This is a genomic window from Atopobium sp. oral taxon 810 str. F0209 (assembly GCF_000466405.1).
In the GTDB taxonomy this organism is placed as follows: Bacteria; Actinomycetota; Coriobacteriia; order Coriobacteriales; family Atopobiaceae; genus Olegusella.
This window is the reverse complement of record NZ_KE952947.1, coordinates 1-14,492: the sequence shown is the minus strand read 5'-3', so window position 1 is coordinate 14,492 and position 14,492 is coordinate 1. Positions and strand designations below refer to the sequence as shown.

Genomic DNA, 14,492 nt, shown 5'->3' with positions numbered 1-14,492 from the left:
AGGGTCTAGTTAAACTTCGGAATCATGGGGCTGGCAATTCCTGACTTTGATGTTCCTGCAGGCACTCGTTTGAGCTAGTTTGTTAGTTGATGCGCCACCCTTGATATAAACAGCTGTATTATCGGCATGAGAGTAGACTACTCTCATGCCGATATCTGAGTGAAGAGACTTTTAGAAAGAAAAGGATGAGTCGCAGTGAAGCTCAATGAGGACGCACTTACGCCCCTTTATAAGCAGATAACGGATGTCCTTAAGGCGGATATTCAATCTGGTAGATATCATACTGGCGACAAAATCCCTTCTGAGGCGGAGCTGTCTCAAATTTACTCGGTAAGTCGAATTACTGTACGTCGAGCAGTTGAAGATTTGGCAAACGAAGGTTATCTCACTAAACGGCAGGGTAAAGGTACTTTTGTCAATCCGCGTAAACTCGCACGTAAAATTTGTCCTGAAAGCAATGTGCAGAGCTTTACGGAAGCATGCCGTGCAGATGGTCGTGAAGCGAGTGCACATGTATTGACCCGTGATGTTGTAGCTCCTAGCCAGGAAGCGCGGGAGTTTTTGCAGCTAGGAGATAGTGACGAGCTTGTTTATGTGAAGCGTGTTCGTTGCGCTGATGGTATACCTATTATGCTTGAGAATAACTATTTTCCCACGGACCGATTTGCATTTATGTTGAGTGAAGAGCTTGAGGATGTTTCGGAGTTTGAGCTTATCAAGAAACATCTGGATTTGACTCCCAGTGCAACTGCACTCTGTACGCTTGAAATTGTGCTTGCTGATGCCGAGAAGGCGGATGCGTTACAGGTGGCAGTAGGAGATCCGCTTTTCTATGAGGATAATTATTTCCTTGATGAATATGGGAACCCTCTCTTTTTAGGTCAACAATACATTGCTGGCTCTCGTTATATCTTCAACATTTAGTTGTGACACCAATTCAGTAGACCTTGATTCCAAAAAAATGTAGGTTGGAATTATCTACGCTTGATTTTCATGGAAAACCGAGTGCTTAAGATGTGTGCGGATTGGTTGTGCGGAAAGCACTGTCGGGCATAACTAGACAAGCGGTATCTACCGAATACCACTGATTTTCGACCGCTTACATGATATATAACGTTATATAACAACTTGATAATATGAATAGCGTATTCTTCACATTTAAATAATACGACCTATAACGTATTACGTGTGAGAGCTAAGTCGAACTTATGGTGGAGAGGAGACCTATGGCTACTGGAGAGGCTAAAGAGCCAAAGAAGAAGTTTCAGCTTCCTCACGTGTATACAATCGTCTTTATTTTGATGATTGCCTTTGCAATCCTTACCTGGATTGTCCCATCTGGTAGGTATGATCGACAGACAATTAATACAGCTGCTGGCGAGCGTGAAGTTGCTGTAGCGGGTACCTATAAGCCTGTAGATAAAATATATACTGATGAGGAAACGGGTGGGCAGGTCGATCTCCGACAGGGTGTTTTCGAATTATTCCAAGCTCCTACAAAAGGTATCCAAGAGGCAGCTGATGTTGTGGCTTTTGTTCTGCTTATTGGCGGTGCCTTTGCCATTATCAACAAGACTAATGCTATTAATGCGGGCATGAGTCACCTAATCGGAAATTTAAAGGATAAAGACATCATCATTATTCCTGTAGCGATGACGCTGTTTTCGATAGGTGGCACCACTTTCGGAATGTCAGAGGAATGCCTGCCTTTCTTTGCCATCTTTATGACCATCATGATGGGTATGGGTTATGACTCTATGACTGCCTTTATGGTGAGTTTTATGGGCGCGCAAACAGGTTATATTGCCTCCACGTTAAACCCCTTTAATGTGCTTATCGCCCAAGGCATCGTCGGCATTCAGGGCAATCCACAGCTATGGTTACGTGCAATTGTGTGGGTAGTACTTACAGTGCTGGCAATTGTGTGGGTCATGATGTATGCCCGTAAGGTAAAAAAGAACCCCACAAGCTCAATTACCTACCAGGATGACGCTGCAAAACGTGAGGAATTTGCAGTTATTGATCAATCCACGCCTGAGGAGTTTACTGGCCGCCAAAAGGGTGTTTTGCTTGTTTTTGCCGCAGGTATGGGCCTCATTGTTTGGGGCCTTATTACCAAGGGCTGGTATATGGATGAGATTTCAGCCGTCTTTGTGGGCATGGGCATTCTTTCGGGTATTGTGGGCGGTCTTAATGAGCGTGAGATGGCAGAGGCATTCGTCAAAGGTATGGCAGACTTCGCTTACGCTGCTGTCATTATTGGTTTTGCGCGTTCAATTCTCGTTATCGCCGAAAACGGCATGATTATTGATACCATCCTTGATTTCCTTGCAAATATGCTTGCGGGTATGCCCAAGGTTCTCTACACCTCCATCATGTATGTAGTACTTGGTTTGTTGAGTTTTCTTGTTCCGTCCTCTTCGGGCCTTGCAGCTCTGACAATGCCTATTATTGGGCCCTTGACCGAACTTATGGGGGTTAATCCCGAAGCAGCGGTGACGGCACTCGCCATGGCAAATCAGACCTTCAACACCATTAGTCCTACAGCAGGCATGACGGTTGCAGGTCTAGCTGTCTGCAAAATCTCCTTTGGTCAGTGGTGGAAAACCTCGTGGAAGTTTGTTTTGCTCGTGGCCTTGATTGGCATTTTGGTGACGGGTATTTCAGGTGTCCTTCCCGTCTAATCACTCTTAGTTTTTGATTGAACTAATTGCAGAGCAGACGCCCTTAAGTAGTATCTGCTCTGCTTTAAAAAAGGAGTGTCCTGCATGTCAGATCCTCTAGTTATTCTGTCACGCAATATCTTTGATGCAACAAGTGATACATCATTCGATGGTTTTGTTGCTGTTGAGGACGGGGAAATAGTGGCAACTGGTCCTCGGGGGTTCGCTTTGCCATACACTTCTCATGCCTCGCGAGTTATTGACGTAGAAGATAAACTTGTGATGCCTGGTCTTACAGATACACACACCTTTTTTTCGGGATGGGTGCTTGATAGTCTGGGTTGCAATTTAGCGAGGATAAAGACTGCGGCCGAAGGCATTGATTGCCTTACGCAATGGGCTCATATGATTCCTGAGAACCAAGTAATCTTTGGGCATGGCTGGAATCCTGCTTTGGAGCTTCATTCAAAAGCATGTCTACTTGATGAAGCCTTTCCTTCGCGTCCTGTGGTTGCATTTTCTCGAGGAAGAGGAACTTGCTGGATGAATGAGGTGGCACAAGAACGCTATCTTTTTACCCCAGATGCATGCTGGTCAGAAATGATTTGGCGTATGATGCCAGAATATTTATCACTTCCCGAGATGTCAGAACTATATATTAATTATCAGCATATGCTGAATGCACGTGGTGTGACCCAGATTAAAGAAATGGCATTTGATGACTACTATGGCTTCATAGATGTCATGGAGGAGCTTGCTCATAAAGAACGATTGACTGCTCGTGTTTCACTGATGAGCCAACCTGTTGGAGCAGGAATAAATCTAGCTTATGGCCGTGCGCTGCGCGAACACTTAACGGATGGCTTTTTAGGATTTAGCGGCTACAACCGTATGACCGATAGAGGAGTAGCAGACGGTTTGGCTGAGTATATTAATCCCTATACAAGTAGCCCTTCTGAATGTGTCAAAGTACCTGTGGAGTGGGAGCTTATTGAGCGAGAGACTCTTGCAGCTGATGCAGCAGATTTTCGTTATTCTTTGCACTGCCAAGGTGATGGAGCAGTGCGTCATGCAATTGAACTCTTTAATCGTTGTAAAAAAGATGCTAGTGGTCACCTTGTTAACCGTCATGCGATTACGGATAACGAATGCACCAGTCCTGGTGATCTTGAGTGTTTTGGTGTAATGGGCGGTATCTGTGAAGTCTATGCGCAAATTCAGATACTTGATTCTGTAGAAGACATTCGACAGATGGCGCTACACCAAATTGGACCAGAACGCTTTGCATATTTTTGGAATCGTCGGAAGATGCAGGATTCTGGTATCAAAATTTGCTGTGCCACAGATTTACCACTTCTTATCCCGCATTTAGGCGAGTCTATTTATTGCGCTTGTGGTGGCTATTTTAATGATGGGGGTCAGGCAAATGTCGCAAACACGCTAACTATTCCAGAGCTTTTGCGTGCTTGGACTGTGGGTGGTGCATATGACTGCTATTCAGAGCAGCTGGTAGGTACTTTAGAGGCGGGCAAGCGAGCAGATCTTATTGTTGCAGAAGCTAATCTTCTTCATCTCAATCCAAAAGTTGCACGCAATATAGGAGTAGCGCTTACTTTGTCTGATGGTCGCATTGTTTATGAGAATCTTTAGGAGCAACGATGAGTGAACATCTAAAACGTAATCAACCAGCGGGGATGAATATTCATTGGTTGTTTTATTCGTTAGATGATTTCCTTGACTCTCAACAGCATATAGGCTTTGAAAGCATTGAACTTTGGGGTGGTATGCCCCATGTTGAGCTGGATCGTCTGAGTTATTTTGATGCGAAGGAGATTCGCTACAAGATTGAAAAACGTGGCATGAAAGTGCATGTCTTTACACCTGAAAATTGCACTTACCCATATCAATTTGCTGCAAAGGGTGAACGTTATGTGCAACACGCCTATGACTATTTTACCAACGGCTTACGTATGGCATCTGAACTTAACTGCGATGTGATGGCGGTTAATAGCGGTTGGGGTTATTGGAATGAAAACCGCGAAGAAGCGTGGAAGCGTAGTCGCGAAATGCTCTATCGTCTGGCAGAGTTTGGCGAAACAGTTGGCGTAACACTTGCGATGGAGACTTTACGTCCCCAGGAGAGTCAACTGGTGGTCAACATTACCGATGCACGCAGGATGTATGACGAGGTTGGTCATCCCAATCTGAAGTTGATGATTGATACCTGTGCTATGGCAGTATCAGGGGAAACTATTGCCCAGTGGTTTGAAGAATTTGGCGTAGAAAATATTCGTGATATCCACTTTATTGATGGCACACCATATGGACATCTTATTTGGGGTGATGGAAATCGCGATATGACAGCGTATGTCCACGACCTCAATACCTATGGATATGAGGGATATTTAGGGCAAGAAATAACTGACTTTAAATACTTCAATAATCCCGGTGAAGCGGATAAAAAGAACTTTGCGGCATTTCAGAAGTTTTTTGTAGATGATTAACGCGCAGAGCAATTACGACAATCGCATATATGAAGTTATGTATTAGAAGGGAAAAATATGAATATACATGAAATTATAGAAGCAGTAATTGCTGAGAAAAGTGCCATCAAGCAGGTTTACTGGGTTGCATGTGGTGGATCCATCATCGATCTTTATCCAGCTCACTGTCTCATGCAGACTGAGAGTTTGACTGCAGAATCCGGCTACTATACAGCTCGTGAATTTACCACAATGGTGCCTCGTCGTTTGGGGGAACAAAGCCTTGTCGTGCTTTGCTCTCACTCTGGCGGAACACCTGAGGTCATGGCTGCAGGTGAGTTGGCTTGTTCTAAAGGTGCCTCTGTTATAGCGCTCACCAATAAGGCAGGTTCTGCTATCGATAGCGCAAAGTGGCTCTGCTGGGTTTATGCTTGGGGCCATGAGGTTCCGACCGCAGAGATTCCCCTAGGTATTGGCTTGCGCCTTGCTGCCGAAGTCATAAATCAGCAGGATGAATACGTCGACTACACTGCGCTTCAGCAGGGTTTGCGACAGATTGATGAAATCATTGCCACAGACCGTATCAAGATAAATAACGAGATGAGCGAGCAGTTCGCTGCTCTTTGTAAGGGCCATCCCTTCTTCTACATACTGGGCTCGGGCCCGACTTTCAGTCAGACCTATGGCTTTGCAATTTGCTCGCTTATGGAAATGCAGTGGCAGCACTGTAGCTACATCCATACAGCAGAGTATTTCCATGGACCCTTTGAATGTACAGAGCCTGGCGTGTTCTATTTTCTGCAAATGAGTGATGGTGCCCACCGTGATATGGATCAGCGTGCGCTGGATTTTTTGCAGACCCATACAGACACCCTGATGGTACTTGATGCCAAGGATTACGGCATGGATGCCATTGATGTGTCGGTGCGTGATTATCTAGAACCGGCAATGTTTTACATGATGAACTGTGAATTGCGTGCTGCTCGTGGACGCCTCTTTAATCACGATCCAGATATACGCCGGTATATGGGCAAAGTCAGCTACTAATAAATCCCCGCAGTTTTATGCGGCTCCAGATACGAGAGGACTGACGATGAAACAGATGAATGTAAGTGTATGTGGCTTTGGCGATAACGTAGTTGATTGTTATGAGCATACGGGCACCATGTACCCTGGTGGTAATGCGGTAAATTTTGCAGTATATGCCAAGAAATGCGGTGCTGAGCGTTCTGCTTATATGGGGATTTTTGGTAATGATGCTGCTGCAGAACATGTCATTTCTTCGCTGCAAGATGAGGCTATTGAACTGGTCAAATGCAAGCAGCTTATTGGCCCTAATGGTGCGGCACGCGTGACTGTTGATGATCAAGGAGACCGCATTTTTCTTGGCTCGAATGAGGGCGGTATTCGTGGCGATGCACGTTATGTGCTTGGACGTTTTGACTTGGAGTATCTCAAACAGTTTGATGTGGTTCATTCAGGAAACTATTGCTTTACTGAGCGCGAATTGCCAAAGATTCATGATGCTGGTATCAAACTATCCTTTGACTTTTCAGATGATTCAAGCTGGGAATATTACCAGCAAATCGCGCCCTATGTAGACTATGCTTTTTTCTCCGCAAGCGAGCTTTCTGAAGAAGAGACTCGAAATCAGCTTCGGCGTGTGGCAGAGTTGGGGCCTTGTTTTGTTTCCGCGACGCGTGGTGTTTGGGGTTGCCTTGCTTATGATGGCAATCAGTATTATCGCCAAGAATCCAAGCCGGTTGCGGAGATGCATGATGCAATGGGTGCAGGTGACGCTTTTCTGACCGCATTTAATGTCAAGTGTGCTGCCTTAGTCAAGCAGAACAAAACGGGTGCAGATGCTTATGCTGAAGCTCTCGACTTTGCAGCGGGTTTTGCTTCTGAAGTCTGTGGCCTTGATGGCTCTTGGGGTCATGGGACTCCTATTGCCTAAGGGATGTGAATGATGGCAAAATCTCCCGTTGGACAGGTATTTTCTAGAAAGTTAAATTTTTTAGCCCTGAGGAGCCAAATTTAGTCGCATCCCGACCAAAAATGCGTCCATGGGGCTAAAAGATTTAACTAAGCAAAGAAAACCGTGGTAAGACAAGACTTCCACAGTAAGGTAAGACTTTCCCAGAAGGTAAGACTTCCACAGAAGGTAAGACTTTCCCAGTAAGACAAGATTTTTTAGCTGCTAAAAGAAAAAAGATAGTCAGACACACATATATCCCATAGTCCTATTTAACTGGCACTGCTACACTCGACTCATCCAAGCATGACGAGGGGAGAGAGCATGGGCAAGAGTAGCGAAATGCGCGTTGAGCACGATTCGATGGGCGAGATGTTAGTACCTGCCGATGCACTTTGGGGTGCACAGACCCAGCGTAGTCATGAAAACTTTCCCATTGGCACCGAGTGTATGCCCATCGAAATTATTCGTGCTTTTGCGCGGATCAAAAAAGCCGCTGCCCTCGCCAATGCTGAGCTTGGAAGTCTTAATCAGACGTGCTGCCAGCTCATTTGCCAAGCAGCTGATGAAGTGCTTGCAGGTAAATGGGACGAGCAATTCCCTTTGGTGGTGTGGCAGACAGGATCGGGCACCCAATCCAATATGAATATGAATGAGGTGCTTGCCACCCGAGCAAATCAACTTGCTTTTGAGCAAAACATCGTCCTTGATCAGCCTATTCACCCTAATGACACGATTAATATGTCGCAATCGAGTAACGATACCTATCCGACCGCTATGCATGTTGCGGCAGTCTGCGCGTTACAAGAACAGCTGCTTCCTGCTCTTGATTGCCTCATCTCCACATTAGTCCGTCTTGAAAAAGAAAATCAGGGTGTGGTGAAGTGTGGCCGTACTCATCTGCAGGATGCAGTGCCCATAGGTTTTTGGCAGGAAATCTCAGGTTGGCGTGGTTTACTTGAGGGTGCAAAAGAAGAAATTTTGGCAAGCTTGAGTGGACTTTTGCGCCTTGCTTTGGGTGGAACTGCGGTGGGTACAGGATTGAATGCACCTGCAGGTTTTGCTGAATGTGTAGCAACACAACTAGCGGGTCTTACTGGATATGGCTTTGTTACTGATCCAAATAAATTTAGGGCACTTTCTGCTAAAGATGCACTGGTTTTTTCGCATGGAGCACTTAAAGCGCTTGCAGCCAATCTCATGAAAATTGCCAACGATATACGCTGGCTTGCGTCGGGCCCACGCTTGGGTTTAGGTGAGATTTCTATTCCTGCCAATGAGCCTGGTAGTTCAATCATGCCAGGTAAAGTTAATCCAACTCAATGCGAAGCGGTGACAATGGCTGCTGTACAGGTTATGGGTAACGATGCCACAATCGGTATCGCGGCTAGCCAGGGTAATTTTGAACTCAATGTCTTTATGCCTGTTATTGCCTATAACTATTTGCAATCTGTCCGTTTACTTGCCGACGTTATGAATTCTTTTGAGCAGCGTTGCGTAGCAGGTATCAAGCCTAATATCGACAAAATGGCAGACAATCTCTCTCGTTCTCTTATGCTCGTAACAGCGCTTTCTCCTGAAATTGGTTACGAACATGCAGCTCAGGTAGCAAAAAAAGCATATTCAGAGGGTACAGGCTTGCGCGAAGCTTGCATAGAACTGGGTTTTCTAACAGCGGAGCACTTTGATGAAGTCTTTCATCCTGAGCATATGGTCTGGTGCGAGCGCCGAACTGATTGATGCGGCCAAGAAGGAAGGTTCCCTCGTGGTCTACGTCTCCTGTGAGGAGGACTACGGCGCAGCTGTTTGCAACCACTTCCAGGAGCTTTATGGCATTGAGACTTCCTATCAGCGTTTGTCTACCGAAGAGGTAGAGGCAAAGATTGAGGAGGAGAAAGGCAAGCCTTCTGGTGATGTTTGGTTTGGTGGCACTACTGATCCTTACAACGTTGCTTCCTCCAAGGGTCTGCTTGAGAAATATGAGCCAGAGAATGCCAAGCACCTTATTGACGAGTCCTATAAATCCACCGAGAATGACTGGTATGGCATCTACAAGGGCATCTTGGGCATCATGTACAATAAAGAGGAACTTGAGCGCCTGAAACTCGATGCCCCTAAGGATTACGATGATCTGCTTGATGAGAAGTACAAGGGTCTTGTCTGGATGGCCAACTACAACACCTCTGGTACGGCCCTGCTTTTCCTGAATACCATGATTCAAAAGAAGGGCTCCGAGGAAGCTGGTATCGAGTTCCTAAAGAAGCTTGATAAGAATATCGCTCAGTACACCAAATCTGGCTCTGGTCCTTCCAAATCTGTGGGTACCGCAGAGTGCACCATTGGTATCGGCATGCTTCACGATGCTATTTACCAGATTGTTGACAACGGCTATGACAATATTGGCCTGCAGGTTCCTAGCTCTGGTGCATTCTATGAGATTGGCGCTACTGCAATGTTTGCTGGTTGTGCTCATCCTAATGCGGCAAAGCTTTGGCTTGAGTATGCATTGAGTCCTGAGTGCGTTGGCCTCGCCCAGAGCAATGGCTCTTATCAGTTCCTCGTTATTGATGATGTTGAGCAGCCCAAGGTTGCTACAGAGTACGGCCTTGATCCTGACAATGTCATGAAATATGACTTTGAGGATGCAAAGAAGAACAGCGAGAAGTACAAGAACGACCTCATGCAGGCTTTGGGCGGTGGCGACGATCGCTTTAAGACCGAATAAGGCCCGTTAATTGCTTTTTAGAGTTTTGAATTTCTAGGGCCAAGTGGGCACATACCCGCTTGGCCCTAACTGCCGATGGGAGGTAGATTGCCTCATGGCAAAGGCTAAGACAAAGCAGGGCGCTGCACTTGATAGGGCAAAATTCTTTGGCGACCCCGTCATGGTAACCACCATTGTGGTGCTTATTGCCTTGCTCGTGCTGTTCATCCTGTACCCGCTTGCGATACTGCTGGTGGACTCCGTTATTACCGATAAAGGCCTGTCTCTCGAGGTCTTCCAACGCATTTTTAATATGCCGTCTTTCAATAAAGCAATCTCAAATACGTTGAAGGTGGGCTTTGTCGTTGGAATCCTGTCGGCACTAGTAGGTCTGCTATTTGCATATGTTGAGGAGTACGTTGAGCTTAAGACAAAGTTTTTGACGGGGCTTTTTAAGGTGGTCTCTATGCTGCCTGTTGTCTCGCCGCCCTTATTATCGTCTTTGTTGTGAGATCTTTGCCTACTGGTACACGTTCAGGCATCTCGGCTTTGCGGCAGATTGACAAGTCTATTGAGGAAAGCGCCTACGATATGGGTGCTGATAGTTTTACGGTATTTAAAACTGTGACGTTGCCACTTATTAAAGACTCGTTCCTCTCGGGCTTTGTGACAACTTTTGTCCGCTCGATTACTGCAATTTCAGCAGTAATTCTTTTGGTTTCGCCCAAGATTTTGATGATTACTGTCCAGATTAACGAGTTTGCAGGTAAGGGTCAGTATGGTATTGCCTGCGCCTTTGCCACCATCTTGATTATTATCACCTACGCATCCGTACTCATCATGAATGCAATCATCAAGCGTTGGGGCAAAAATAGTGCCGCCAGCCGCGTTGAGGAGGACTAACAATGGCCAAGGAAAAGCAGAGCGTCCGTTTGGAACATGTATCCAAGATTTATCAGGACCCCAAAACGGGTAAAGATTTTTATGCCGTACAAGATGCCAATCTGATGATGGAGCCTGGTTCGTTTACTTGTCTGCTGGGCCCTTCAGGCTGCGGTAAGACTACGATTTTGCGTATGATTGCTGGTTTTGAGAGCCCCGATGAGGGTGAGATTTTTATGGGCGAGGTTCCCATTAACAAGCTTACACCTAACAAACGAGATACGGCGATGGTCTTCCAGAGCTATGCTTTGCTTCCGCACACAACATTTTTGACAACATTGCCTATGGCCTTAAGCTGCGCAAACTAGATGCGGCAACCATTAAAGATAAGGTTGAGCATATCATGGCGCTCGTGGGTCTTGAAGGTATGGAAGATCGCATGACCAACCAGCTTTCGGGTGGTCAGCAGCAGCGCGTTGCTTTGGCTCGTGCACTTGTTATCGAGCCGGGCGTGCTGCTTTTTGACGAGCCGCTTTCCAATCTTGATGCCAAATTGCGTGTGGATATGCGTACCGAGATTCGCCGTATCCAGCAGGAGGCGGGTATCACCGCGGTCTACGTTACCCACGATCAGTCCGAAGCAATGGTGATTGCCGACCAAATCATCATTATGAAAAAGGGCGTGGTCGACCAGATTGGTGGTCCGCACGAGGTGTACAACCATCCCGTTGATGAATTTGTTGCTGACTTTATTGGTGAGTCAAACTTCCTTCGTGGAAAGCTTTCCGAAAAAATGGGTGATACAGGTGTTGTGGAGACCGAGGGCTTCAAGGTTCCCGTGACGGCTGTCAGTCATCTAGAGCTGGGCGCCGATGCAGCGCTGGTTTTGCGTCCCGAGGCACTGACCTTGGCTGATCATGGTCTGCTTAAAAGTGAAATTGTATTATCTCGCTTTATGGGCGCATATCAAAACTATCATGTTCGTATTGGCCAAACGTTGGTCAAACTTGCTGTATATAACCCTCGCAACAAGAAGATTTACAACGTGGATGACACAGCATATGTGGACTTTAACCCTGAGGATGTTCACGTTCTTTAGAGTTGACATCATCGGCGATATGCAGGTAGCCCTCGTCAATAACGATTGAGAGTGTGCTATTGCCAATGAGAGGCTTGAGTACTCTATTCAAAGCCTCACGTAGCTCATCGTCCGTCATAGGTAAGCCTTGTGGGCGCGTGCAATCAAAAGAGATTGTCGCGCCCGTTTTTTTGTCACTAAGCGAACCCTCGACATGTATATCGTGGATGGTCAGGCGGGGATCGATTGAGCGTATGCGGTGGGCGATGCTGTTGTGTAAATCGGTATGCTCGGGGTCGCAGGTGATGATCGGGTCGTAGTGCAATACCAGATGAAGACCATCTTGGGAAAGAAAATCCTGCTCTATCTGGTCGAGGATTTTGTGGGTTTCAAGTGGGTTGCGCTCGGCTGCCATCTCGACATGTGCACTGGCAAACTGTCTACCAGGACCGTAGTCATGCACCATAAGATCGTGGGTAGCAAGTACTCCTGGATAGGAAAGAATGCGACGACGGATGTGCTCAACTTTCTCTGCACTAGGGGCGCGGCCCAGCAAGGGGTCAACTGTGTCTTTGACAAGCTGTATGCCACTATAGATAACAAAAGCAGACATCGCAAGGCCAGCCCATGCATCAAGATTAATACCAGTTAAACGTGTAATGAGGACAGCGCTTAGCACGCCAGTGGTTGTGAGGGCGTCATTACGAGAGTCGATAGCTGCTGCTTTGAGGGTCTCGGAGGAGATCTGCTTGCCCACCTTGTGTGTGTAGCGCATCATCCAGAGCTTAAGTGAGATAGAGACAAGCAGAGCAATGCCAGTGAGTGTGCCAAAATCAGTGGGGCTGGGATGGATGAGTTTTTCAATAGAGCTTTTGAGTAGCTCAATGCCCATAGCTATGACTAACAGTGCTACTACCAGTCCCGCAACATATTCGTAGCGACCATGCCCATAGGGATGCTCAGCATCAGCAGGTCTGCCAGCTAGTTGGAAGCCAACGAGCGAGATAATATTGCTCGAGGCATCCGAGAGGTTGTTGACTGCATCGGCTATGACCGAGACAGAACCTGCAGCAATGCCCGCTATAGCTTTTGCAGTGGCTAAAGCAACATTACAGATGATACAGATGATACTTGCATGGCGACCGATTGCAATGCGGTCGAGTGGTTGTTTGCTCTGCTCTGCTTTTTGTTGTTGATTGTTGGACATGCGTTCTCCATAGCTATTGATGATTAGCAAACAGTGTACCCTCCGCTTGCCTTTTTTATAGGTACATGGATTGATATAAACTGCGCATCTTGTATATAAGCAGGACAAATTCGTGTGAATCAGCTGTGTTTACAAGGGATGTTGCTTGGGTAGTTTAGACTTGTTTTGACAGCAGCTGGCTGTCTAGAAAAACCTTGACATGGGGTCAGGGTCGCGTGGAAGCGCGGGTGCGGGAGCACCGGAAGAAAGATGCGGATATATGAACGATAACGAGATGATGGATCCGGCACGCGAAACTTTGCCTGAATGGGCCCAAGAGCCAGAAATGACGGAGCCAGTAAAGGAGGGCTCTGCAGTAAGCAAGACAGATGATGATAAGTTGTTTATGGACGAGTTGATGAAGGCCTCTCGTTTGATGCGTCAGCGTCAGCGCATGATGGGCGACGAGCGTCGCGATGCTGCTGAGCGCGATCGTGAGGGTCAGCGTGCTCTCAAAATGTTGACTCTCAAGCCTGAGATGGAACAAAAAGAAATGGCAGAGCTGATGGGTACTCGCCTGCGCGCTTTGGACGAACTGTTGGCTGATCTTGAGAAGCGGGGCCTAGTTACTCGTGTGCAGCCCGAAGAGCCTGACATGCGTATTATACGAGTCTCTTTAACCGAGGAAGGCAAGGACGTTTCTGAGGATGAGAGCGCTGATAGTGTAGAGCCTGCTTTGATTCCTGGCTTTGCCGAAGAAGATCGCAAGGACTTGGTCGAACTGCTCAAGGGCCTTAATGCATCATTGGAGGCTTTGGGTCTGCGCGATGAGGATCGTGGACCTCGTGGAGGCTTCCGCGGCGGTGATCGTGGTGGTTTCCGTGGTGGACACGATGACAATAGACGTAGCGGGGGTCGTGGTGGCTTCCATGGCCATGATGACAGGTGCGGCGGTTTCCGTGGGCATGATGAGCGTGGTGGTGACCGGGCTGCTTATCGTGGTGGTCGTGATGAGCGTGGCGGAGATCGTAGCGGCTTCCGCGGCGAGCGTAATGATCGCGGTGGTTTCCGTGGTAATCGTCCCAATCATAGTGCTCGCTATGAGCACAATGACCGTGGCAACCAGCGCTTTGGTGGTCGCCGTAGCGGAGGTTTTGGTAGCGGCGGTCGTAGTGGCCGTGGCTTTGGTAGCAGCAACTAAAAGTTCTGTGACATATGCACGTCTTCAGCACTCCTCCCTGAGGGGTGCTTTTTGTAGGCTCTTTTTGTGTGCTGTTTGTTTGGCGCGTATGTCCCAATCTATTTGGTGTGTATGCCTTCTTCGCAAATGGTTCAAGTTTCGAGTGCGGCAATCGCAAAAGGGCAGGTCAGATTTTTCTCAAGTTCGAAAGATGAACCATCTTGTTAAAGTGTGGCTACAACGGGTTCAAGAAGCACCCTTTTGCCCGCATTTCCCCACAGGCGGTTCACAATGCACCTTTTGTCCGTATCTTTCCCTACAGGCGGTTCAATAAGCGCCTT

At 47.1% G+C, this 14,492-nt stretch carries 12 protein-coding genes and 1 pseudogene; 12 read left to right on the top strand and 1 reads right to left on the bottom strand.

The annotated features are described in order from the left end of the window. Positions 1-195: 195 nt before the first annotated feature. The 11 genes and pseudogenes from HMPREF9069_RS03810 to HMPREF9069_RS09705 all read left to right on the top strand — a co-directional run bounded on the left by HMPREF9069_RS03810 (position 196) and on the right by HMPREF9069_RS09705 (position 11,806). Positions 196-924, top strand: coding sequence for a GntR family transcriptional regulator (locus HMPREF9069_RS03810; RefSeq protein WP_021625835.1), 729 nt, complete (start codon positions 196-198; stop codon positions 922-924). Between the two features lie 302 nt (positions 925-1,226). After that, positions 1,227-2,684 carry a YfcC family protein gene (locus tag HMPREF9069_RS03805; RefSeq protein WP_084170305.1) on the top strand — a complete coding sequence of 486 codons (1,458 nt, stop codon included), beginning with the start codon at positions 1,227-1,229 and terminating at the stop codon, positions 2,682-2,684. 84 nt (positions 2,685-2,768) lie between these two features. Further along, entirely contained in the window at positions 2,769-4,313 is a 1,545-nt protein-coding gene (locus HMPREF9069_RS03800) for an amidohydrolase family protein (RefSeq protein WP_021625833.1), read from the top strand. A gap of 8 nt (positions 4,314-4,321) precedes the next feature. Next, positions 4,322-5,167 carry a sugar phosphate isomerase/epimerase family protein gene (locus HMPREF9069_RS03795; RefSeq protein ID WP_021625832.1) on the top strand — a complete coding sequence of 282 codons (846 nt, stop codon included), beginning with the start codon at positions 4,322-4,324 and terminating at the stop codon, positions 5,165-5,167. A gap of 57 nt (positions 5,168-5,224) precedes the next feature. Continuing rightward, positions 5,225-6,193, top strand: coding sequence for an SIS domain-containing protein (locus tag HMPREF9069_RS03790; RefSeq protein ID WP_021625831.1), 969 nt, complete (start codon positions 5,225-5,227; stop codon positions 6,191-6,193). A 46-nt stretch (positions 6,194-6,239) separates the two neighbouring features. Then, positions 6,240-7,103, top strand: coding sequence for a PfkB family carbohydrate kinase (locus tag HMPREF9069_RS03785; RefSeq protein WP_021625830.1), 864 nt, complete (start codon positions 6,240-6,242; stop codon positions 7,101-7,103). Between the two features lie 342 nt (positions 7,104-7,445). Further along, on the top strand, positions 7,446-8,861 hold the full coding sequence (gene fumC / locus HMPREF9069_RS03780; protein ID WP_035438402.1) for a class II fumarate hydratase: 1,416 nt from the start codon (positions 7,446-7,448) through the stop codon (positions 8,859-8,861). Further along, positions 8,809-9,846: an ABC transporter substrate-binding protein gene (locus HMPREF9069_RS03775; RefSeq protein WP_021625828.1), complete on the top strand. Its 1,038-nt coding sequence runs from the start codon at positions 8,809-8,811 to the stop codon at positions 9,844-9,846. Before fumC ends, HMPREF9069_RS03775 begins: the two co-directional genes overlap by 53 nt. Before the next feature lie 94 nt (positions 9,847-9,940). Continuing rightward, positions 9,941-10,336, top strand: coding sequence for a hypothetical protein (locus tag HMPREF9069_RS09555; RefSeq protein WP_021625827.1), 396 nt, complete (start codon positions 9,941-9,943; stop codon positions 10,334-10,336). A 5-nt stretch (positions 10,337-10,341) separates the two neighbouring features. Beyond that, a complete protein-coding gene (locus tag HMPREF9069_RS09550; RefSeq protein WP_035438399.1) occupies positions 10,342-10,728 on the top strand; it encodes an ABC transporter permease subunit in 387 nt (128 codons plus the stop codon). A 2-nt stretch (positions 10,729-10,730) separates the two neighbouring features. Continuing rightward, positions 10,731-11,806 (top strand): annotated as a pseudogene (locus tag HMPREF9069_RS09705) (ABC transporter ATP-binding protein). On the opposite strand, the gene HMPREF9069_RS03755 reads toward HMPREF9069_RS09705, so the two are convergent. After that, the gene (locus tag HMPREF9069_RS03755; protein ID WP_021625823.1) at positions 11,778-12,992 is read right to left on the bottom strand and encodes a cation diffusion facilitator family transporter; all 1,215 of its coding nucleotides are present in this window, start codon (positions 12,990-12,992) and stop codon (positions 11,778-11,780) included. The pseudogene HMPREF9069_RS09705 and the gene HMPREF9069_RS03755 sit on opposite strands and share 29 nt — an antisense overlap. 259 nt (positions 12,993-13,251) lie before the next feature. On the opposite strand from HMPREF9069_RS03755, the gene HMPREF9069_RS09375 reads away from it, so the two are divergent. Beyond that, a complete protein-coding gene (locus HMPREF9069_RS09375; protein WP_021625822.1) occupies positions 13,252-14,172 on the top strand; it encodes a MarR family winged helix-turn-helix transcriptional regulator in 921 nt (306 codons plus the stop codon). Positions 14,173-14,492: the final 320 nt, after the last annotated feature.